Source organism: Thioclava sp. F34-6, assembly GCF_002213235.1.
Taxonomy (GTDB): domain Bacteria; phylum Pseudomonadota; class Alphaproteobacteria; order Rhodobacterales; family Rhodobacteraceae; genus Thioclava; species Thioclava nitratireducens.
Window position 1 is genome coordinate 423121 of sequence record NZ_NBOA01000002.1, and the last position, 20389, is coordinate 443509.

The window sequence follows — 20389 nt, forward strand, 5'->3', positions numbered from 1 at the left end:
CCGATGTCGGTGTCGCCCGCTTCGCCCACACGCAACGAACCGTTCGAAGACGAGCGCGTCTCGGCCTCGGCCTGTCCGGCCTGCATCGCGGCCCCCTCGGCGGAGCAGATGGCGAAATCGGGTGACGTCAAGGGCGCGCGGATCATGCTCTCGCTTCCCACGGCGCATTGCGCGGTCTGCATCACCGATGTCGAGCGCGAGCTGATGAAACAGCCGGGCGTGAAGTCGGCCCGGGTCAACCTGACGCTGAAGCGCGCCTCCGTCGATGCGGCGGGCGATGTCGAACCGGCGGGGCTGATCGCGGCGCTCGACAAGATCGGCTATGAGGCGCACGAGCTTGATCCCGGCATGCTGTCTGCGACCGAGGCCGACAAGCGCGGGCGCGACCTGCTGATGCGGATCGGCGTGTCGGGTTTCGCGATGATGAACATCATGATGCTCTCGATCGCGGTCTGGTCGGGGGCCGAGGATTCGACGCGCGACCTCTTCCACTGGATTTCGGCGGCGATTGCGCTGCCTACCACGATCTTCGCGGGCCAGCCGTTCTTCGCCAATGCCTGGTCTTCCCTGCGCGGCGGGCGTCTGGGAATGGATGTGCCGATCTCGCTCGCGATCCTGCTCGCGCTCGGGATTTCGCTGTTCGAGACGATGCATTCCGGTGCGCATGCCTATTTCGAAGCGGCGACGATGCTCACCTTCTTCCTGCTGGTGGGGCGCTATCTCGATTACCGCACGCGGGCCGTGGCCCGTTCGGCGGCCGAGGAACTGGCCGCGCTGGAAGTGCCGCGCGCGACCGTTCTGCGCGACGGCGAGGAAGTCATCGTGCCCGTGGGCGAACTGGCTGTGGGCGACCTGATCCGGGTGCGCCCCGGTGGCCGCATCCCTGCCGATGGCGAAGTGACCGACGGCCAATCCGAGAGCGACCGCTCGCTCCTGACGGGTGAAAGCCTTCCCGTTCAGGTGCTGCCCGGAATGGCGCTCTCCGCCGGCGAAGTGAACCTGACCGGGCCGCTGACCCTGCGCGTGACGGCAGCCGGGCGCGACAGTTCGCTGCACCGCATGGCCGATCTCGTCGCGATGGCCGAGAGTGCGAAGACCAAATACACCTCGCTCGCCGAACGGGCAGCGCGAGCCTATGCGCCGATCGTGCATATCCTGTCCTTCACCGCCTTCTGCGCCTGGGCGTGGATCACCGGCGGTGACTTCCGTCTGGCGGTTAATATCGCCGCTGCCGTGCTGATCATCACCTGCCCCTGTGCGCTGGGGCTCGCCGTGCCTGCGGTGGTGACCGCCGCATCGGGCAAGCTGTTCCGCAAGGGGCTGCTGATCAAGGACGGCACCGCGCTGGAGCGTTTGGCCGAGATCGACACGGTCGTCTTCGACAAGACCGGTACGCTGACCATGGGCGCGCCGCGTCCGCAGAACCTCTCCGATCTGTCGCCCGAGGCGCTCTCCGTCGCGATGGCGCTGGCCGAAGGGTCGAGCCACCCGCTCGCCCGCGCGCTGCACGAGGCCGCGGCAGGGCAGGGGGGCGTCCCCGCCACGCTCACCGATCTGCGCGAAGTTCCTGGCTACGGCGTCGAGGGCGTCTGGCAGGAGCAGCGCGTGCGCCTCGGCCGTGCGAACTGGATCGGTGCCGAGGACGGCACGACCACCGCGACCCATCTCAAGATCGGCGATGCGACCCCGATCTCGATCCGCTTCGCCGACACGCTGCGCACCGGCGCCGAAGAGGCCGTGGCCGGTCTGAAGGCGCAGGGCAAGCAGGTCTGGCTGGTCTCGGGCGATGTCGAAGGGGCGGTGAGCGATCTCGCCGCGCGCCTCGGGATCGAGGCCTACCGCGCCGGCGCCTTGCCTGCCGAGAAAGCGCAGCTGGTAAACGATCTCACCCAACAGGGCCACCGCGTGCTGATGGTGGGCGATGGGCTGAACGACACCGCCGCGCTGGCCGCGGCCCATGTCTCGGTCTCGCCTGCCTCCGCGCTCGACGCGGCGCGGACGGCTTCGGATATCGTGCTGCTGGGCAAGGACCTCGCGCCGGTTTCCGACGCCGCCTCGATCTCGGTGCGCGCGCGTCGCCGGATCAAGCAGAACTTCGGCATCTCCATCGTCTACAATATCTTCGCCGTGCCGCTCGCGCTGACCGGGCTTGCGACGCCGCTGATGGCGGCGCTCGCCATGTCGGCCAGTTCGATCACGGTGTCGCTCAACTCACTACGCCTGCGCTGAAAGGAGCCCCGCATGGAGGTTCTTCTCTATTCGATTCCGATTTCCCTACTGCTCGGCGGGATTGGCCTCGGGGCGTTTTTCTGGTCGCTCAAGACCAATCAGTATGACGACCCGAAAGGCGATGCCGAGCGCATCCTGTCGGACGAGTTCGACGACCGCCCGAAGCAGGATTGAGTGCCCGAAGGGCTCGGAGAAGGGCAGGGGCGATCCCGACAGACTTGCGCCCCCTTCGCCTTGGTTCAAATATCCCCGCCGGAGGCTCCCCCGTGGCGCTCCACGCGGCGGACCGCATGAGGCCCCGGATAAGAAAAAGCCGCGCTGACCAGGCGCGGCTTTCTCTCTTTGTCCCCGAGGGAGGAAGAATCTCAGGGACCGACCACTTTGCAGTCCATAGCGCGTGCTTCGAGCCTTGCACAGGCCAGTTGCGCCATGTCCTGGGTCATTCCCACGAAATTCGCCTCGTATCCGGTCTTGCGCGTCGCGACCTTGCGCAGCGCCTCGCCTAGCGTGTCGCTTTCCATCAGCGCGGTGGTCAGCATGTGACGCTCCGCCGCGAAGCGCGAACCGAACAGGCCGAGGCTGACGCCCCAGTTGCGCCCGCCCGAGCTGGACACGCGCGCTACCACGCGCGGTTTCTGCGCCGGGCCGGGGGCCGGCGGGGTGAGCGCGGCGAGGATGATCTCGCTCTTGCGCTTCTCGGGAGCTGCGGCCATCTGCGCGGTCTCGGGCTGCGGATCCGTCGACTGCACGAAGCTGGACGGGGCCTTGGCGCCGTTGGCCTTGCCGTTTCCGTCGAGGTCGAGCGTATGCGCCTCGGCCAGCTCGACCGTCTCGGGCTGCGGTTTGGTGGACTGAACGAATTTCGGACCGTCCGATGCGCCGGGATCGTAGGAGGCTAGCTGCACGTCGCTCGGCTTTTCGGTGCCGTCCTGGCCCGCCTTGTCTGCAGCGACAGCGGCGTCATGCGCCTGTGCCTGCGCCAGCGGCGTGGCCTTGGTCACTTCGGCGGGCAGCGACTTGGTCACGTCCGCGATCTGGATGTCGCGCGGGTTGCGCTGCGGGCGGGGGCTTGCGGTGATCTCCGCGCCGATCCCGAGCGTGCCGGCATCGGCGACGACCACGTCCTCCGCGCCTGCCGCGCCGTCCTGAGCGCCTTCGGCCACGTCCTCGGGGATATCGGTCACTTCGTCCACCTGATCGGCCTGCACCGCAGCGGCGAGCGCGGTCGAGATTGCATCGCTATCCGCATTGGGCACGGTCGGACGGATATCGGGACGCGGGCTCTTCTTCGGCGCGAGATTCACCATCAGCATCGGCGATTGCGCAGGGGCGATGTATTGCGGGATCGCAGGGCGGATCGTGCGCGCGTGGGCCGGCGCGCGCTTGAAGCCCATATCCAGCAGATCGGCCATTTTCGCGTTGCGCTGCGCGGTCGAAGTGCCGCCGAAGACGGTCGCGATGATGCGCTTGTCGCCACGCTTCGCGGAGGCGGTCAGGTTGAAGCCCGAGGCCGAGGTGTAGCCGGTCTTGATCCCGTCCGCGCCCTTGTAGGCAGCGAGGAACTTGCGGTTCGTCGAATAGACGGTGCGCACTTTCGCATCCGCCGAGCGGCGCGAGAAGATGTTGTAATATTGCGGGAAGTCGAAGAACAGGTGGCGGCCCATGATCGTCATGTCATGTGCCGAGGACAGGTGGCCCTTGCGGGTCAGGCCGTTGGCGTTGACGAAATGGGTGTTCTTCATGCCCAGCTGCCGGGCGGTGCGGTTCATCCGCGCGGCGAAGCCTTCCTCCGAGCCGCCGATGTAATCGCCGAGAGCTGCGGCGGCGTCATTGGCCGATTTGATTGCGGCAGCGCGGATCAGGTAGCGCACGGCGATCTTCTGGCCGGGGCGCAGGCCGAGTCGCGAGGGCGGCTGGCTGGCGGCGTGCTTGGTGACGGTAACGATCGAGTCGAGACTGAACTCGCCATGCTCGATAGCCTGGAAGGTGATGTAGAGCGTCATCATCTTCGTCAGAGAGGCCGGATGCAGTGGCGTATCGGCGTTTTTGGAGTAGAGAACTTCGCCCGATCGCATGTCCATGACCATCGCCGCGTAAGGGGCGGCCTGCGCAGCGATCGGCGCAATGAGTGTCAGAAGGATTACGAATAGCCCATCACGGACCCAGCGCATCAGCGTGGTCACGGCTTCACCTATTTCACTGCCTCAATTTGACCCCTTGTGGTGGTACCGATCTTCGGCCGGTTTCCGGGGTTTATATTAGCGAGAAGCGTAGCACGGCTCTATCAGGCTGAAAACTCCCTATTTTCAAGCACTTTCACTGCGACATTCATGCAATACCACAATATGTGGTGGGGTCTTCTCGGAAATTCGTCTATCTGTGGTGCTGGAGGCGCACGAAAGCGTGAGGTTAGCGGAGCGTGACGCCACGCAAAGCAGGGCTCAATTCGTGATTTTTGCGATCAGGTCCGGCAGCGCGCCGAGGTCCGGCAATTCCGCGAAGCGCGGATGCGCTGACGGAGCCTCCGCATGCTCGAAGGCCCATGTCAATTCATGGGGCACATGCACGCCCCAGCCGCCTGCCTCGATCATCGGGATCACGTCGGATTTCAGCGAATTCCCCGCCATCAGCCCGTGCTCCGCGCCTTCGGCGTGGCGCGCGAAAATCTCGGCATAGACCGGGGCCTTCTTGTCCGAGACGATTTCGACCGCGTCGAACAGATCGCCGAGGCCCGACTGCGCCAGCTTTCGCTCCTGGTCAATCAGGTCGCCCTTCGTCACCAGCAGGATGCGGTAGTCGTCCGACAGCGCCTCGATCGTCTCGCGCGCGTGCGGCAGCAACTCGATCGGATGCGAGAGCATCTCGCGCCCGGCGGCGAGGATCTCCGACAGGATCGTGGCGGGCACGCGACCCTCGCTCACCTCGATGGCGGTTTCGATCATCGACAGGGTGAAGCCTTTGACGCCAAAGCCATAATGCGTGATGTTGCGACGTTCCGCCGCGATCAGCCGCTCTGCCAGATGATCGGGTTCGGCGTGCTCGCGCAGCAATTCGGTGAAGCGCCCCTGCGTGAGTTTGAAGAAACGCTCGTTGTGCCAAAGCGTGTCATCCGCATCGAAGCCAATCGCCGTCAGCTGCATCGTCCCGCCTTTCTCGCTGGAGGTGTTGAGGGACTTTTCATATGTCACGAAGACCCTATATTCCGCCAGAGCCCCTCAACGAATCCTGATGCCGGAGCGCCCTTGACCGAGCCTCTTTACATGATGTCCGACGACGACCAGGACGACAGCGATAACGATGCGTCCCTCGCGACCAAGACGCGGCCGAAGACGCAGCGCCCGCCGATGTACAAGGTGATGCTGCTCAACGACGATTACACGCCGATGGAATTCGTCGTGCATATCCTCGAGCGGTTCTTTGGGCTGAACCACGCACAGGCGTTCGAGATCATGCTGACCGTGCACAAGAAGGGCCTCGCTGTGGTCGGCGTGTTCTCTTTCGAGGTGGCCGAGACGAAGGTGGCGCAGGTGATGGATTTCGCGCGCCGCCACCAGCACCCGCTGCAATGCACGATGGAGAAGGAATAAACGCCGCCAAAGCGGTTCCTTGCAAATTCAGTCGCGCCCGCCTATCTGGCGGGCTCGTTTCTTTCAGAGGGTTCCCTGCATGAGCCATCCGCGACTTTCGCTCGCTCTCGAGATGCCCGAGGCGCTTCCGCCCGAGGGAGACATTGCGCTGTTTTCGCCCGTGGGCACGCTGGATCTTGGCGGCCTGCCGGTTGATCGCCTCGTCGCGATCCAGCCCGAGAAACCCGATCACGACGTTCTCTCACAGCGCGGCCTCCGCGTCTCGCCGAGCGCCGAAGGCAGCTATGCCGCCGCGATCATCTTCGCGCCCCGCGCCAAGGCGGAGGCCCGCGCCCTGATCGCCGATGCGTGCCAGCGTGTGGCTCCTGGCGGGCCGATCTATGTCGACGGGGTGAAGACCGAAGGGATCGACTCGCTGCTCAAGGAATTGCGGGGACGGGTGGACCTGTCCGCGCCGATCGCGAAGGCCCATGGCAAGATCGCATGGTTCGCGGCAGACCCAGATCTGCTGAGCGACTGGGCGGCGCGGGATATCCATCCTGTCGAAGGTTTCGTGACCCGTCCGGGTGTGTTTTCCGCGGATGCGGTGGACGAGGGTTCAGCGCTTCTGGCCGAATGCCTGCCCGAGACGCTGCCCGCGAAGGTAGCCGATCTCGGCGCCGGCTGGGGCTGGCTCTCGGCGCAAATCCTTGCACGTAAGGGCGTCGAGCGTCTCGATCTGGTGGAATCGGATGCGGTCGCCCTGGACTGCGCGAAACGCAATATTTCCGATCCGCGCGCACGGTTCCTTTGGGCGGATGCCACGCGGCATGCGCCGGAAGAGCGCTACACTGCCGTCGTGATGAATCCGCCCTTCCACGGGGCTGCACGCGGCGCAGATCCGGCGCTGGGGCTGGCCTTCATTCAGGCTGCGCGTGGTATGCTGTCGCTGTCGGGCACGCTCTGGATGGTCGCGAACCGCCATTTGCCCTATGCCGACGCGCTCGCCACCGCGTTCCACGAGATCGAAGAGATCACGCCGCCCAGCGGCCCCTCCACCCGTTTTCGTATCATCCGCGCAGCCAAGCCGATCCCGGCCGGAAAGACCCCGGGGAAATCTGCGGGCATGCGCGCCACAGCCGAGCCGAAACGTACCCTTGCCCCTCGCAAGCGGCGCTAAGCTCGCCTAACCTGCCTCAACATCCACGAGGAGACACCCAATGTCCCTTTCTGTTTCCGGCAAGACCGTCATCGTCACGGGCGCAGCCCACGGTATCGGTCAGGCCATCGCGCGCCATTTCGTCGATCGCGGCGCGCAGGTGATGTTCGCCGATATCGATGAAGAAAAGCTTGCCGCCGAACTGGGCGACACCGCCAAGACCGAAGGGCCGGTGCGCTATTTCTCGGGCGACCTGTGCGAGAAGCTGGCGGTGAAAAACCTGCTCTCGGCCACGGTGGACGCGTTCGACCGGATCGACATCCTGGTGAATTGCGCACGCACCTTCGCGCCCTGCGACCCGCTCGAACCGTCGGTGGACGTACTCGACTCGATGCTGTCGCAGAACATGAAATCGGCTTTGCGGGTCAGTCAGATGACCGCGAAGCGGATGATCAAGCAGGCCGAGGAAGAGGGTCGCACCGAGGGTGAGATCGGCTCGATCATCAATGTCTCGACGCTGGCCTCGAACCGCACCCAGCCCGAGTTGATGGCCTATTCGATCGCCTGCGCTGCGCAAGATCAGGCGATCCGCTCGCTCGCCGTGGCGCTCGCGCCGAAGCGGATTAGGGTGAACGGTGTCAGCTTCGCCTCGGTGATGAGCCGTTCGCTGCAGGATGCTCTGAAGGAAAACGACGACTGGCGCGAGGCGATCTGCGAAGGCACGCCGCTGGGCCGGATCGCACCGCCGTCGGAACTGGCCGAGACGGTGCAGTATCTGGCGTCCTCGGGGGCGAGCTTCGTCACCGGGCAGATCATCAATGTCGACGGCGGACGCAGCCTTCTGGACCGCGTGCAGGTTCCGGCCTTCTAAGGGGTCAGGACCGCGCCGCGCGCCGGTCCATCGCCCAAAGCGCGCCCGCGCCAGCGACGCCCAGAAGCGCACCTGCCGCCGCGGCCAGCTCATAACCCGCAATAGCCGTGCCGATGGCAAAGATTGCCGCGGAGAATCCATCGCCTGCCAGCTTTTGCAGCGCCATCAGCGAGGCTCCTGCGCCGGGCCGGTTCGACAGCAGGTCCTGCAGATAGGCCATCGGTTGGGTCAGAACGACCGCGCCGCCGATCGCGCCGGGCAGGGCGAGAAACCAGACATAGGGCGTTGCAGCCAGCACCGGGATCAGTCCCAGATGGGTCGCGTAAAGCGCGGCTCCCGCCCAGATCATCGTCGTCCGCTCGATCCGTCCCAGAACAAGCGGCAGCGCCAGCATGAAGGGCACTTCCAGCCCCGCCATCAGGCCAGCATAGAGCGCGGTATCGGCGGCCCCACGGCCCGGCGTCGCCTCGAACACCAAGCCCATCACCACGAGATAGAGCATCACCGCCCCGTTGATCGTGCCAAGCGCCACGACGCGGGCAAGGATCGGCAGGTTCGCCATCTCGCGTAAGGATTGCCGGAAGCTCAGCCCGGATTTCGGGTCGGGCCAGCGCGTCGCCCCGTCACGCGGCCAGAAGAGGAAGGTCAGCGCGAGGATCGTGGCCCCGAGGGTCAGCGTCACCGGGTAGATCGAGGTCAGCTCCGCCCCCTGATCGAAGATCACCGACCAGATCGGCAGCACCACGACCCAAGGCAGCGCGAAAAGTGCCCGCAGGGTCGAGAGGATCGCGGGTCGGTCCTCTGCCGGATGGGTCGAGGCCGCCAGACGGGACAGAGCGAAAAGCTGCCCGAAGATCGACGCCGAGAGCGGCAGGATCAGCGCGTTGGCGATCACGAAGACCACCCAGTTGTCGCCCGCCAGCACCAGCCCAGAGCCCGCGATCAGCATCGCCGAGGTGCCAAGTGCGATGGCGCGGCGGTTCGCGCGCTGATCAGCGAGGATGCCAAGTCCGACCGAGGCCGAGACCGACAGCACCGAGGCGACCATCAGCACTCCCGAATAGGCGCGATCCGACAGGCCGAACACCTTGATCGCCAGCGCCGAGACATAGGGCCCCATCGTCGCCGCATGGGCGCCGAACAGCACGAGCAGCACGGCGGCGAGGCGCAGGGCGGGATCGGACAGGACAAGGCGGATCGGGCGCAGCATGGCGCCGCTTTGCGCTTTCGGGCGACCAAGTGCAAGAGGGAGGCGTCAAGCCTTCCTCGTGGACCTACAAAGACTTAGCGAAAAGCCCGGCGGAAAACCGCTCTCGGGAGGGAACGGCGGTGCCGCAAAGCTCGTTCAGAAGACAGGGCGGAGAGGTTGTATATGTAAAAGGAAGTGTCATGCTCTCGCGTCATATCGCACTGAAGTTCGATAATGTGATCCGCAATATCTTCGTCCGCGCGGAGGTGCCGCCATCGCAGGTGTCGACACCGCGCCTCGGGCGGCTGGAGGATGCCGAAACTGCCTTGGAACAGGATTGCGCCCGCGTCGTGCTGGCGATGCCACGGGACGAGCGCGATGTGCTCTGTCTGACCTATGGCCTTAGCGGTCACGCCCCGATCCCGCCGCACCGGGCTGCCGATGTGCTGGACTGGACTCTGATCCAGACGATGACCGTCGGCGAGGGGGCGATCCTGCGGCTCCGCAACGCCAAATCCGCCCGCATCGCTTTCGAACCGCTGCTCGAGAACCTGCATCCGCGTCTTCTGGCGGCGGCCGACGAGATCTATGAAATGCGTCTGGCCGAGGTGCCGCGCAAGCGCCGCGACAAGGTGCTGAAAAACCTCTGGTGCGATATTAGCCCGCTGGAACGCCTCGCCTTGCGCGGCTTCGGCGATGGCGAAATCCCCGAGATGGAGCGGGCGCTCGAGCGCCGCGCGGCGGGTCACCTTCTGTGCTAACCCGGTGCCGGGGCGCTCAGCGCCAGTCGAAGAAGCCTTCGCCCGCCTGAGACAGCAGATCGCGCGCGAGGTGTTCGCCCATAGCGGCGCCCTCGTCGATATTGCCCCAGCGCTCGCCCGCGAGCGCCTCGGAGCCGTCGGGACGTAGGATCTGACCGCGCAGCCAGAGCCGGTCGCCCTCGATCAGTGCGAGCCCGGCGATCGGTGTCTCGCAGGAGCCGTCCAGCGTCGCGAGGAAGGCGCGTTCCGCCAGCAGGCGCTGCTCGGTCACCAGATCATGGATCGGGGCCAGAAGCGCCTCGGCGCGAGCATCGGCCATCCGGCGCTCGATCCCGATCGCGCCCTGTGCGACAGCCGGCAGCATCTCTTCGGGGGCGATGGGCCCGCGCGCCGAGTCCTCCATCCCCAGACGCCGCAGCCCCGCATAGGCAAGGAAGCTCGCAGCCGCGACACCGTCCGCCAGCTTCTTCAGCCGGGTCTGCACATTGCCGCGAAACTCGACCAGTTTCAGATCGGGTCGCACGTGGGCAAGCTGCGCCCGGCGACGCAGGCTGGAGGTGCCGACCGTCGCCCCTTCGGGCAGGGCCATGATCGAGTCGTATTCCAAGCTGACGAAGGCATCGCGCACGTCTTCGCGCGGCAGATAGCAATCGAGCACCAGTCCCTCGGGCTGCTCGGTCGGCATGTCCTTCATCGAATGCACGGCGATATCGATGCGGCCATCGACCATCGCCTCTTCGATTTCCTTCGTGAACAGGCCCTTGTTGCCGATCTCCTTGAGCGGTTTGTCCGCCGCGATCATCGCCCGGTCGTCGCCCGTGGTCTTGATCACCACGACCTCGAAAGCGTCTTCGGGCAGGCCATGCGCGGCCATCAGCCGGTCACGGGTCTCATAGGCCTGTGCCAGCGCCAGCGGCGAGCCGCGGGTGCCGATCTTGAGCGGGGATTTCGCATCGGGCATCTGTGTCATGGCCCCGGAATATCCGCGACAGATGGACCTTGCAAGAAGCCCCGCGCTTGACATGACGCCACAGGTCGCGTCGAAGGGGGCAAAGAGGAGGCGCCAGAATGACCGACAAGACGATCCTGCGAGCTTTGAAAGGCGAAGTGCTGCCGACCCCTCCGGTCTGGATGATGCGGCAGGCGGGGCGCTACCTGCCGGAATATCGCGCGACGCGGGCGAAGGCGGGCGATTTCCTGTCGCTGTGCTACACCCCCGAACTGGCCGCCGAAGTGACGTTGCAGCCGATCCGCCGCTACGGCTTCGACGCGGCGATCCTGTTCGCCGACATCCTGCTCCTGCCGCAGGCTCTGGGCGCCGATCTGTGGTTCGTGACAGGCGAGGGCCCGCGCCTCTCGACGATCACCGGGGCCGACGATTTCGCCAAGCTCAAGACCAAGGACGACATCCACGAGACGCTGAATCCGGTCTATGAGACGGTCTCGATCCTCTCGGAAGAACTGCCGAAAGAGACCACTCTGATCGGTTTCGCCGGCGCACCGTGGACCGTCGCGACCTACATGATCGCGGGGCGTGGCACGAAGGATCAGGGTCCGGCGCATGCGCTGAAGGCCGAAGACCGCGAGACCTTCGTGAAAATCATCGACCTGCTGACCGTCTCGACCATCGAATACCTTTCGAAACAGGTCGAGGCCGGGGCCGAAGTCGTGAAGATCTTCGACAGCTGGGCGGGCTCGCTCAAGGGCCAGGATTTCGAGGACTTCGCCGTCGAACCGGCGCGCAAGATCATCGCCGAGATGAAAGCGCGTTTCCCGGGTCTGCCGGTCATCGCCTTCCCGCGCGAGGCGGGCGAGGGCTATATCGGCTTCCATCAGAAGACCGGCGCCGATTGCGTCGCTCTCGACAATTCGGTGACACCGGAATGGGGTGCAGAGCATGTCCAGGTGTCGGGCTGCGTACAGGGCAACCTCGCATCCTCGCATATGGTCACCGGAGGTCAGGCGCTGATCGACGAGACCCGCCACGTGGTGCAGGCCTTCAGCAAGGGGCCGCATATCTTCAATCTCGGTCACGGGATCACTCCCGATGCCGATCCGGAGAACGTGGCGCTGATGGTCGAGACGATCCGCAACGGCTGACACGCGATTTCGGCCGAGAGCGCGCGCGTCCGAGTATTCGGGCGCGCAACTATCTCTTCCTCTTGGCAAAAATATCCCGGGGTGAATTCGCGTAAGCGAAGAGGGGCAGCGCCCCTCTTTTCTTTCCGTTTACGTGCCTGCGCGCGGGTGGGGCAGCGCCCCTCCACCTCGCGCCCATGAGGCCATCAGCCCTTCAATACCACTTCGCGACGGGCGGCAGGCTCATCAGGACCGCATCCGCATTGTGGCCGGTTTCCAGCCCGAATTTCGTGCCCCGATCATAGACGAGGTTATATTCGGCATAGAGCCCGCGATGACGCAACTGGGCTTCGCGGTCCTCTTCGGACCAGTCCTGCACGCGGCGTTTCTCGATCAGCGGCTGGAAGGCGGGCAGGAAGGCCGCGCCCACCGATTGGGTGAAGGCGAAATCGTCCTCCCACTCATCGGTGTTCAGATCGTCGTAGAAGATACCGCCGACGCCACGCGCACGGCCGCGATGGGGGATGAAGAAATACTCGTCCGCCCAGGCTTTGAAATGGTCGTAATAGGTCTTGTCATGAGCGTCGCAGGCGGCCTGCATCTCGGCGTGGAAATGCGCGGTGTCCTCGTCATACTCAAGACACGGATTGAGGTCCGCGCCGCCGCCGAACCACCACGCGCCGGGCGTCCAGAACATCCGGGTATTCATGTGTACGGCGGGGCAATGCGGGTTCTGCATATGCGCGACCAGCGAAATGCCCGCGGCCCAGAAACGCGGGTCTTCCTCCATCCCCGGCACGCCGCGCGCGGCCATCGCCTTTTGCGCGCGGGGGGCCAGTTCGCCCCACACGGTGGAGATGTTCACGCCGACCTTTTCGAAGACGCGACCGCCGCGCATTACGCTCATTTTGCCGCCGCCGTGGTCCTCGCCCGCGGGGCCCTTGCGCTCGGTCGGGGTGACTTCGAAGCGACCCGGCGCCTGCTCGGACAGCGGACCTTCGGTATGACTGTCCTCCAGCCCCTCGAACGCCGCCACGATCCGGTCGCGCAGGTCCGAGAACCACTGGCTCGCGCGGGCCTTGCGGGCGTCGAAATCCTCAACCGTGTCTGTCATGCGTCGGGCCTCCCAAATCTCTGGCGTGATCCTTAGCAGGCGTGGGCGGGTGCGGGAAGGGCGCGATTGATCGCGGGCGGAAGCGGGCGTAGGCTGAACGCGAAGGAGACCGCCCATGCGCCACGCCCTGATGCTGATCCCGCTCGTCCTGCTCGCCGCCTGCGGCACCCCGCAGGAGCGCTGTATCCGGCAATCCACGACCGAACTGCGCCGCGTCACCGATCTGGTCAGCGAGGTGCAGGGAAATCTCGCGCGCGGCTATGCGTGGCAGAGCTACGAGACCACGTCGAGCCGGTGGGAAATCTGTGGCTACGACACGATCACCAAGGGCGACAAGGTGATCCAGAAGCCGCGCATGTGCCTCGAGGATTACACTGTGACGCGCCAGCGACCGATCCCGATAGATCCGGTAATCGAAAAGCGCAAGCTGGAGGCTCTGTTGAAGCGGCAGGCGGAACTGTCGAAGGCCGCCGAGGCGCAGATCGCAGCCTGCAAGGCGGCCTATCCCGAAGAGGAGAGCTGAGAGCTCAGCTCCCTGGCTTCACCTTCGCCAGAAGCTCCAGCACCTTCGGCCCCAGCGCCGCCACCACCTTTTTCACGCCGGCAGGCGAGGGGTGGATATTGTCGGGCTGCATCAGGTTGGTCTTCGCGCGCTCCTCGATCGAAGTCTCCGTGATCGGGGCGAGCAGGTTGGGCACCAGAACCGCATCGTATTTCTTCGCCAGGTCGGGATAGATCGCGTCGAAATCCTTCTGGTATTTCGGGCCGAAATTCCCCGGTGCGGGAAGGCCTGCCAGCAGTGCCGGAATGTCCTTCGCCTGCAGTTTCGCGAGGATGCCGTCGAGGTTCGCGCGCGCCTGTTCCGGGGGCAACCCCCGCAGCAGGTCGTTGCCGCCCAGAGCCACGATCACCGCATCGGGCTGCGGCGTCAGGAGCCAGTCGATCCGCGACAGCCCGCCCGCCGTCGTGTCGCCGGAGACGCCGCCATTGATGACGCTGACATCCTGCCCGTGATCGCGCAGCCAGCCTTGCAGCTGCGGGACCAGCCCGTCGGTCGGATTATCGAGCCCGTAGCCTTGGGTCAGCGAGTCCCCGAGCGCGAGGATCGACACCTCCGCCATCGCGGGCACAGCGCTCAGAGCCAGCCCTGCGGCGATAAAACCGGCCGCGATCCGCTTGCGTATCCCCATGCGCGGCCCATATCCCTTTGAAGCAAAAGAAAGACGGCGCATGAGTGAAACGATCCTTGAGTTGAAAGACGCGCGGCTCGCGCTCGACGGCAATACCGGCCCGGTCGAGATCCTCAACGGGATCGACCTCAGCATCGCGAAAGGGGAAAGCGTCGGGCTTACGGGGCCGTCTGGATCGGGCAAATCGTCGCTCCTCATGCTGATGGGTGGGCTGGAACGCGCCACCTCGGGGTCTGTCACCGCTTTGGGTCACGATCTCTCGAAGCTGTCCGAGGATGCGCTGGCGCGGTTTCGTCGGGGTAATATGGGGGTGGTTTTCCAAAGCTTCCACCTCATCCCGACGATGACGGCGCTGGAAAACGTCGCGATGCCGCTGGAAATCGCAGGCGTGGAGCGCCCGTTCGAGCGCGCCGCGGCAGAGCTGGAGGCCGTCGGGCTGGCGCATAGGCTCGACCATTATCCCAGCCATATGTCGGGCGGCGAGCAGCAGCGCGTGGCGCTGGCCCGCGCGGTCGCGCCGCGACCTGCGATCCTGCTGGCGGATGAACCCACCGGCAATCTCGACAGCGCCACGGGCGAGACGATCATCGAGCTGCTTTTCGGCCTGCAGGAGAAACACGGCGCGACGTTGGTGCTGGTGACCCACGCGCCTGAACTGGCCTCGCGCTGCGACCGGATCGTGGAGCTGCGTGATGGAGAAGTCGTGGGCGATCACATTGCAACGGGCACCCCCGCATGAGCCTCGCGCTCTCCATCGCCCGGCGCGAGCTGCGCGGCGGCATTCGCGGCTTCTGGGTGATGTTGCTCTGCCTCATGCTGGGCGTTGCGGCGATCGCCTCGGTCGGTCTGGTGCGCTCCGCGATCGAGCGTGCGCTGTCGGATCAGGGCGCGGTGCTCTTGGGGGGCGACGCGCAATACGAATTCACCTATCGCCGCGCCAAGCCCGAGGAGATGCAATGGATCACCGACCGCGCCACGGCGGTCTCGGAGGTGATCGACTTCCGCTCGATGCTGTCGACCGGCACCGATCCCGCCGACCGCGCTTTGACGCAGGTGAAAGCGGTGGACGGGGCCTATCCTCTGACCGGCAAGCTGCAGCTTGATCCGCCCGTCGCGCCTGAGGCGTTGACGGGGCAGGACGGCTTGCCGGGGATTTTCCTCGATCCGATCCTCGCTGACCGTCTGGGCCTGAGCCCCGGTGACCGGGTGCAGCTGGGCGGGCAGGATTTCGTGATGATGGCGCGGATCGTGCGCGAGCCGGATTCGACGGGCACGGGGATGGGCCTCGGTCCGCATTCCATCGTCTCTCTGTCGGCCATCGAGAACACGCCGCTCCTGTCGCCCGGCTCGCTCTTCGAGACGGAATACCGCGCGACGCTACCGCCAGACACCGACCTCGCCACCCTGAAACAGCAGGCCGAGACCCGGTTCGACGGTGCAGGAATGCGCTGGTCCGACCGCCGCCGGGCCGCGCCGGGGGCGGAGCGTTTCGTGCAGCGGCTGGGCTCTTTCCTCGTGCTGGTCGGGCTTGCCGGGCTGGCCGTAGGCGGGGTCGGCATCTCCGCCACGGTCGCTGCGTGGATCGAACGCAAAGCGCCCACCATCGCGACCCTGCGCGCGCTCGGCGCGACCGGAGGCACGATCCGCGCGGCGTTTCTGCTGCAGCTCGCAGCCCTCGGCCTCGCGGGCATTCTCGCCGGGCTCGTCCTTGGCGCCGGTCTCGTACTCGGCGCATCCGGGCTGATCGAACGCTCGCTGCCGCTGCCGGTCGAGATCGGCCTCGATCCCGGCCCGCTGGGCGAGGCCGCGCTCTACGGCGCATTGGTCGCGATGCTGTTTGCGCTCTGGCCGCTCTCGCGCATGTCGAAGATGCGCGCGGCGACGCTTTACCGCGATACCGGCGCAGGCCGCCGCCTGCCGGGCTGGCCCACACTTCTGCTGACGGCAGCGCTTCTGACGATCCTCGTCACCGTCTCGGCGTGGTTCTCGGGTCTCTGGACGCTGACGCTGGCGAGCCTCGGCGGCATCGCCGTGGCGCTTCTGATCCTGACGCTTTCCGCCAGCCTGATCCGCTGGCTCGCGCGTCGCGCCCAGCACCGTGCCCGGGGCCGCCCGGTGCTGCGCGCAGCCCTTGCCGCTATCGGCGGGCCGCGCTCCGAAGCGCGCTCGGTCATCCTCTCGCTCGGCCTCGGCCTCTCGGTTCTGGCCGCCGTGGGACAAGTCGACAGCGGCTTGCGCGGTGCGATCGACCGCGATCTGCCGAAGGTCGCGCCGGCCTATTTCGTGATCGATATCCAGCCCGACCAGATCCAGCCCTTCACCGATCTGCTGGCTGACATGCCAGAGGTGACCAAAGTCGAAAGCGTGCCGATGTTGCGCGGCGTGATCACCAAGATCAACGGCGAGGATGCGCGCAAGACGCATGGCGAGCATTGGGTGCTGCGCGGCGATCGCGGCGTGACCTATGCCGAGACCCCGCGTGAGAAGATCACCGCGGGCGAGTGGTGGCCGAAGAACTATAACGGGCCGCCGCTGGCCAGCTTCTCGGCCAAGGAGGCGCAGGAGATCGGCCTGAAGCTCGGCGATACGATCACGGTGAACATCCTCGGGCGCGACATCACCGCGAAGGTGACCTCGTTCCGCGATGTGGATTTCTCGACCGGCGGGATCGGTTTCGTCCTCACGCTCGATCCGGCGGCGCTGCGCGGTGCGCCCCATACCTGGCTCGCCACGATCTACGCGCCGCCAAGCGCCGAGGCGCAGGTGATGCGCGATCTGGCGGAACGCTTCCCCAATATCACCGCGATCCGCGTGCGCGACGCCCTGCAGCGCGTGACCGATGCGCTTTCGGCCATCGCGCGGGCGACCTCGCTGGCCGCGGGTGTGACGCTGCTCACCGGCTTCGTCGTCCTGATCGGGGCGGCAGCGGCGGGCGAGCGCGAGCGGGCCTGGGAGGCTGCGATGCTCAAGACGCTCGGCGCCACGCGCGGCGCGATCCTAGCGAGCTTCGCGCTGCGCTCTGCGCTGATGGGCGCGGCGGCGGGGCTGGTCGCGATCCTGTTTGGCGGGCTCGCGGGCTGGGCCGTGGTTCATCTGGTGATGGGCGCGGAGTTCCATTTCGCCCCGACGCCAGCGCTTCTGATCGTGGCGGGCGGTGTGATCGCGACGCTGCTCGCGGGTCTGGTCTTCGCTTTGCGCCCGCTTGCGGCCCGGCCTGCCGGGGTGTTGCGCGCGCCTGAGTGAGGGCAGCTTTGCGTGGAAAGGCCGGATGCCTCCGGCGGGGATATTTCGGCCAAGCCGAAGAGAGAGCGTTTTGCTTCGCCTTGGCGCAAATATCCCCCGCGGAGCGTCCCTCAGTTTGAGGCCGCGCAGGTCGCGGGTCAGCGCAGTCCGGTTTCCCTGAGCAGGCCGCGCCGCTTGGCCTCGTAATAATAGCCGCGCGAATACCATTTGACCGCGCGATCTTCAGAGCCGTCCGAGACCAGCCATGCGCCGCGCAGGTATTTCACGGCGTATTTCAGGTTCGTCGAAGGGTCGAGCAGGTCATGCGGCTTGCCACGAAAGCCCATGCCGCGGGCGGTTTGCGGCAGGATCTGCATCAGCCCGTAATAGGGGCCGTTGCGGGCATCGGCGCGGTAACGGCTCTCGCGCTGGATGACTCGGTGGGTCAGGGTGCGCGGAACGCCGTAGTGGTCCGAGTAGCGGTTGATCAGGGCGCGGATTTCCGGCGTCTCGTTGCGGTGGAGCGGCAGCGCATAAGCGGGTTTCGCCATCGGGCGTGGTGAGCCGCCGCAGGCCGCGAGGGCGCTGAGCGAGAGCAGGAAGAGGCGACGAGTCAGCATGCGGGCGCTCCAATCGAGGTCTTCCGCAGCTAAGCGCCCTCCTTGCCGCTTGGGAAGGGTGGAGTTCCGGCCTCGGCGCGCTCTTGCCGATCCACGCCCGGATCACCGCAGGGCGCGGCGCAGGCGCAGCGCGTTGGTGACCACGAAGACCGAGGAGAAGGCCATCGCGCCCGCCGCCAGCATCGGGGACAGGCCGGGCCCGCCGAAGGGCACGAGGATGCCCATCGCGACCGGGATCAGCGCGACGTTATAGGCGAATGCCCAGAACAGGTTCTGCCGGATATTGCGCATCACCGCGCGCGACAGTTCCAGCGCCATCGCGACGCCGTTCGGATCGCCGCGCATCAGCACGACCTCGGCGGCCTCGATGGCGACATCGGTGCCGGTGCCGATCGCGAGGCCCACATCGGCGGCCGCCAGCGCAGGGGCGTCATTGATGCCGTCGCCCACGAAGGCGACCGGTCCGATCTGGCGCAGGCTCTCGACCGCATCGCGCTTGCCGTCGGGCAGCACCTCGGCCTCGATCCGGTCTATGCCAAGATCGTGGCCCACGGCTTCCGCGGTGACGCGCGTGTCGCCGGTGACCATTGCCACCTGTTTGCCCGCCTTGTGCAGAGCGTCGATCGCTTCGCGCGCCTCTGTCTTGATCGGGTCCGACAGCGCCATCAGCGCGACTGGCCGGTCGTCGAGCGACATCCACACCGGGGTGCGGCCTTTCGCGGCCAGTGCCTTCGCACGTTCGGCATAGGGCGTGATATCGGCTCCGGCCTCTGCCATCGCGCCGGCATTGCCGATCCAGAGCTTCGCGCCTTCGGCCTGCGCGCGCAGCCCCTTGCCGGACAGCGCCTTGACGCGTTTGACCGGTGCATGGGTAATGCCGCGCGCTTCGGCCTCGGCGAGGATCGCCCGGGCCAGCGGATGTTCCGAGCGCGCCTCGGCGCCTGCCGCGAGCGCGAGGATTTCCGCCTCGGCCAGGTCGGCGAGCGGCTCGAGATCGGTCAGGGCGGGGTGGCCTTCGGTCAGCGTCCCGGTCTTGTCGAAGCCCACGACCGCGACTTCCGAGAGGCGTTGCAGCGCGTCGCCACGGCGGAACAGCAGGCCCAGCTCGGCGCCGCGCCCGGTGCCCACGAGGATCGAGACCGGTGTCGCCAGCCCCATCGCGCAGGGGCAGGCGATGATCATCACCGAGATCGCCGCGACGAAGGCATGCGAAAAGCCCATGCCCGCGATCATCCAGATCGCGAAGGTCAGGAGCGACAGTGCCATCACCACGGGCACGAAGACGCGGGTGACTTTGTCGACCAGTGCCTGCACCGGCAGTTTCGCGCCCTGCGCAGCTTCGACCATCGCGATGATCCGCGACAGGACGGTGTCGCCGCCGGTTGCGGTGACGCGGTAGCTCAGCGCGGATTCGCCATTCACCGTTCCGCCGGTGATCGGATCGCCTTCGGATTTCGCGACGGGCACGGGCTCGCCCGTCAGCATGCTCTCGTCGATATGCCCCGCGCCTTCGGCGATTACCCCGTCGAGCGCGACTCGTTCGCCGGGGGCGAGCAGCAGAATGTCGCCGGGCACGAGTTCCTCGATCGGCCGTTCCTCCACCCCGTTTTCGGTCTGCACACGCGCGGTCTTGGGTTGCAGACCGATCAGCCGCGAGATCGCCTCGCTGGCCCGGCCCTTGGCGCGCGCCTCAAGCCAGCGACCCAGCAGGATCAGCGTGACGATGGTCGCCGCCGCCTCGAAATAGACGCCGCGCGCGGCCTCCGGCAGAAGGCCGGGGGCAAGCGTGACGTGGGCGGAATAGACAAACGCGGCGAGCGAGCCCATCGCGACGAGCGAATTCATCTCGGGCGCGCCGCGCAGCAGGGCGGGGACGCCGATGCGCAGGAAGACGCGGCCTGGGAAGGCCAGCACCAGCGCGGTAAGGATCATCTGCACCCACCAGCTTGCTTCGATCCCGATCGTGCTGGCGATCAGGTGATGCATGCCGGGGATCATATGCGCGCCCATCGCGAGCACGAAGACCGGGGCGGTCAGCGCGAGCGCGGTCAGGAACTGCCGCCGGAGCTGGCGCGCCTCCTGCAATTGGCGTTCGGCGGCGCTGGGGCCACTGGCCATCTCCTCTTTCAGACGGCCCGGATAGCCGGCCTGATCGAGCGCAGTTTTGAGGCTCTCGAGATCGGCGGGCCCGTCGAATTCGACATGGGCGCTGCGCGCCATCAGGTTGGCCGAGGCGTTTTGAACGCCGGGTTGTGCCATCAGCGCGCGTTCGACCCGACCGGTGCAGGCCCCGCAATGCATGGCGTCGATTATGAAAGTGGCTTCGCTCATGGGACGTTATCTGATCCCGCGCGGGGCTGCGGTCAAGCGTCGCGAGACATATGCAATC

At 66.3% G+C, this 20389-nt stretch carries 18 protein-coding genes; 10 read left to right on the forward strand and 8 right to left on the reverse strand.

Translation table 11 applies throughout. The features are described from left to right. The first annotated feature begins 3 nt into the window (after positions 1–3). Positions 4–2229 (forward strand): cation-translocating P-type ATPase, encoded by a 2226-nt coding sequence (locus tag B6V72_RS05270; RefSeq protein WP_088734932.1) that lies wholly within the window; start codon positions 4–6, stop codon positions 2227–2229. 12 nt (positions 2230–2241) lie between these two features. After that, entirely contained in the window at positions 2242–2403 is a 162-nt protein-coding gene (gene ccoS, locus B6V72_RS05275) for a cbb3-type cytochrome oxidase assembly protein CcoS (RefSeq protein ID WP_075774163.1), read from the forward strand. 191 nt (positions 2404–2594) lie between these two features. Here the strand turns inward: ccoS and B6V72_RS05280 are convergent, their stop codons facing one another. Both B6V72_RS05280 and B6V72_RS05285 read right to left on the reverse strand, forming a co-directional pair. Beyond that, the gene (locus B6V72_RS05280) at positions 2595–4400 is read right to left on the reverse strand and encodes a D-alanyl-D-alanine carboxypeptidase family protein (protein WP_088735100.1); all 1806 of its coding nucleotides are present in this window, start codon (positions 4398–4400) and stop codon (positions 2595–2597) included. A 270-nt stretch (positions 4401–4670) separates the two neighbouring features. Further along, entirely contained in the window at positions 4671–5369 is a 699-nt protein-coding gene (locus tag B6V72_RS05285; RefSeq protein ID WP_088734934.1) for an HAD family hydrolase, read from the reverse strand. A 120-nt stretch (positions 5370–5489) separates the two neighbouring features. Between B6V72_RS05285 and clpS the strand changes: the two genes are divergently transcribed. The 3 genes from clpS to B6V72_RS05300 all read left to right on the forward strand — a co-directional run bounded on the left by clpS (position 5490) and on the right by B6V72_RS05300 (position 7825). Continuing rightward, positions 5490–5816, forward strand: a complete 327-nt coding sequence (gene clpS, locus B6V72_RS05290; RefSeq protein ID WP_088722630.1) for an ATP-dependent Clp protease adapter ClpS — start codon at positions 5490–5492, stop codon at positions 5814–5816. A gap of 79 nt (positions 5817–5895) precedes the next feature. Further along, positions 5896–6975 carry a class I SAM-dependent methyltransferase gene (locus tag B6V72_RS05295; protein WP_088734936.1) on the forward strand — a complete coding sequence of 360 codons (1080 nt, stop codon included), beginning with the start codon at positions 5896–5898 and terminating at the stop codon, positions 6973–6975. Between the two features lie 40 nt (positions 6976–7015). Then, positions 7016–7825 (forward strand): SDR family oxidoreductase, encoded by an 810-nt coding sequence (locus B6V72_RS05300; RefSeq protein WP_075774166.1) that lies wholly within the window; start codon positions 7016–7018, stop codon positions 7823–7825. A gap of 4 nt (positions 7826–7829) precedes the next feature. Here B6V72_RS05300 and B6V72_RS05305 read toward each other — a convergent pair whose 3' ends face one another. Beyond that, positions 7830–9035: a hypothetical protein gene (locus B6V72_RS05305; protein WP_075774167.1), complete on the reverse strand. Its 1206-nt coding sequence runs from the start codon at positions 9033–9035 to the stop codon at positions 7830–7832. A 179-nt stretch (positions 9036–9214) separates the two neighbouring features. On the opposite strand from B6V72_RS05305, the gene B6V72_RS05310 reads away from it, so the two are divergent. Further along, positions 9215–9775, forward strand: a complete 561-nt coding sequence (locus B6V72_RS05310) for a hypothetical protein (RefSeq protein WP_088727285.1) — start codon at positions 9215–9217, stop codon at positions 9773–9775. 16 nt (positions 9776–9791) lie between these two features. Here the strand turns inward: B6V72_RS05310 and hemC are convergent, their stop codons facing one another. After that, positions 9792–10745 (reverse strand): hydroxymethylbilane synthase, encoded by a 954-nt coding sequence (gene hemC / locus B6V72_RS05315; protein ID WP_075774169.1) that lies wholly within the window; start codon positions 10743–10745, stop codon positions 9792–9794. Between the two features lie 98 nt (positions 10746–10843). Between hemC and hemE the strand changes: the two genes are divergently transcribed. Further along, positions 10844–11875: a uroporphyrinogen decarboxylase gene (gene hemE, locus B6V72_RS05320; RefSeq protein WP_088719669.1), complete on the forward strand. Its 1032-nt coding sequence runs from the start codon at positions 10844–10846 to the stop codon at positions 11873–11875. A gap of 193 nt (positions 11876–12068) precedes the next feature. Here the strand turns inward: hemE and hemF are convergent, their stop codons facing one another. Beyond that, complete coding sequence (hemF, locus tag B6V72_RS05325; protein WP_075774171.1) at positions 12069–12968, reverse strand: oxygen-dependent coproporphyrinogen oxidase; 900 nt, start codon at positions 12966–12968, stop codon at positions 12069–12071. A 115-nt stretch (positions 12969–13083) separates the two neighbouring features. Between hemF and B6V72_RS05330 the strand changes: the two genes are divergently transcribed. Beyond that, positions 13084–13491, forward strand: a complete 408-nt coding sequence (locus B6V72_RS05330; RefSeq protein ID WP_088719671.1) for a hypothetical protein — start codon at positions 13084–13086, stop codon at positions 13489–13491. A 4-nt stretch (positions 13492–13495) separates the two neighbouring features. Here B6V72_RS05330 and B6V72_RS05335 read toward each other — a convergent pair whose 3' ends face one another. Next, on the reverse strand, positions 13496–14158 hold the full coding sequence (locus B6V72_RS05335; RefSeq protein WP_075774173.1) for an arylesterase: 663 nt from the start codon (positions 14156–14158) through the stop codon (positions 13496–13498). 40 nt (positions 14159–14198) lie between these two features. On the opposite strand from B6V72_RS05335, the gene B6V72_RS05340 reads away from it, so the two are divergent. After that, positions 14199–14897, forward strand: coding sequence for an ABC transporter ATP-binding protein (locus B6V72_RS05340; RefSeq protein ID WP_088734938.1), 699 nt, complete (start codon positions 14199–14201; stop codon positions 14895–14897). Continuing rightward, the gene (locus B6V72_RS05345) at positions 14894–17401 is read left to right on the forward strand and encodes an FtsX-like permease family protein (protein WP_088734940.1); all 2508 of its coding nucleotides are present in this window, start codon (positions 14894–14896) and stop codon (positions 17399–17401) included. Before B6V72_RS05340 ends, B6V72_RS05345 begins: the two co-directional genes overlap by 4 nt. Positions 17402–17538: 137 nt before the next feature. Here B6V72_RS05345 and B6V72_RS05350 read toward each other — a convergent pair whose 3' ends face one another. After that, the gene (locus B6V72_RS05350) at positions 17539–18000 is read right to left on the reverse strand and encodes a lytic transglycosylase domain-containing protein (RefSeq protein WP_088722407.1); all 462 of its coding nucleotides are present in this window, start codon (positions 17998–18000) and stop codon (positions 17539–17541) included. Between the two features lie 102 nt (positions 18001–18102). Then, positions 18103–20331: a heavy metal translocating P-type ATPase gene (locus B6V72_RS05355; RefSeq protein ID WP_088734942.1), complete on the reverse strand. Its 2229-nt coding sequence runs from the start codon at positions 20329–20331 to the stop codon at positions 18103–18105. Positions 20332–20389: the final 58 nt, after the last annotated feature.

What these genes read in the sequence shown, in the direction of transcription:
- hemF (WP_075774171.1), bottom strand. Translation starts at nt 12,968, where the DNA reads ATGACAGACACGGTTGAGGATTTCGACGCCCGCAAGGCCCGCGCGAGC.
- B6V72_RS05305 (WP_075774167.1), bottom strand. Translation starts at nt 9,035, where the DNA reads ATGCTGCGCCCGATCCGCCTTGTCCTGTCCGATCCCGCCCTGCGCCTC.
- B6V72_RS05355 (WP_088734942.1), bottom strand. Translation starts at nt 20,331, where the DNA reads ATGAGCGAAGCCACTTTCATAATCGACGCCATGCATTGCGGGGCCTGC.
- B6V72_RS05280 (WP_088735100.1), bottom strand. Translation starts at nt 4,400, where the DNA reads ATGCGCTGGGTCCGTGATGGGCTATTCGTAATCCTTCTGACACTCATT.
- hemE (WP_088719669.1), top strand. Translation starts at nt 10,844, where the DNA reads ATGACCGACAAGACGATCCTGCGAGCTTTGAAAGGCGAAGTGCTGCCG.
- B6V72_RS05285 (WP_088734934.1), bottom strand. Translation starts at nt 5,369, where the DNA reads ATGCAGCTGACGGCGATTGGCTTCGATGCGGATGACACGCTTTGGCAC.
- hemC (WP_075774169.1), bottom strand. Translation starts at nt 10,745, where the DNA reads ATGACACAGATGCCCGATGCGAAATCCCCGCTCAAGATCGGCACCCGC.
- B6V72_RS05295 (WP_088734936.1), top strand. Translation starts at nt 5,896, where the DNA reads ATGAGCCATCCGCGACTTTCGCTCGCTCTCGAGATGCCCGAGGCGCTT.
- clpS (WP_088722630.1), top strand. Translation starts at nt 5,490, where the DNA reads ATGATGTCCGACGACGACCAGGACGACAGCGATAACGATGCGTCCCTC.
- B6V72_RS05335 (WP_075774173.1), bottom strand. Translation starts at nt 14,158, where the DNA reads ATGGGGATACGCAAGCGGATCGCGGCCGGTTTTATCGCCGCAGGGCTG.
- B6V72_RS05300 (WP_075774166.1), top strand. Translation starts at nt 7,016, where the DNA reads ATGTCCCTTTCTGTTTCCGGCAAGACCGTCATCGTCACGGGCGCAGCC.
- B6V72_RS05310 (WP_088727285.1), top strand. Translation starts at nt 9,215, where the DNA reads ATGCTCTCGCGTCATATCGCACTGAAGTTCGATAATGTGATCCGCAAT.
- B6V72_RS05340 (WP_088734938.1), top strand. Translation starts at nt 14,199, where the DNA reads ATGAGTGAAACGATCCTTGAGTTGAAAGACGCGCGGCTCGCGCTCGAC.
- B6V72_RS05270 (WP_088734932.1), top strand. Translation starts at nt 4, where the DNA reads ATGTCGGTGTCGCCCGCTTCGCCCACACGCAACGAACCGTTCGAAGAC.
- B6V72_RS05350 (WP_088722407.1), bottom strand. Translation starts at nt 18,000, where the DNA reads ATGCTGACTCGTCGCCTCTTCCTGCTCTCGCTCAGCGCCCTCGCGGCC.
- B6V72_RS05330 (WP_088719671.1), top strand. Translation starts at nt 13,084, where the DNA reads ATGCGCCACGCCCTGATGCTGATCCCGCTCGTCCTGCTCGCCGCCTGC.
- ccoS (WP_075774163.1), top strand. Translation starts at nt 2,242, where the DNA reads ATGGAGGTTCTTCTCTATTCGATTCCGATTTCCCTACTGCTCGGCGGG.
- B6V72_RS05345 (WP_088734940.1), top strand. Translation starts at nt 14,894, where the DNA reads ATGAGCCTCGCGCTCTCCATCGCCCGGCGCGAGCTGCGCGGCGGCATT.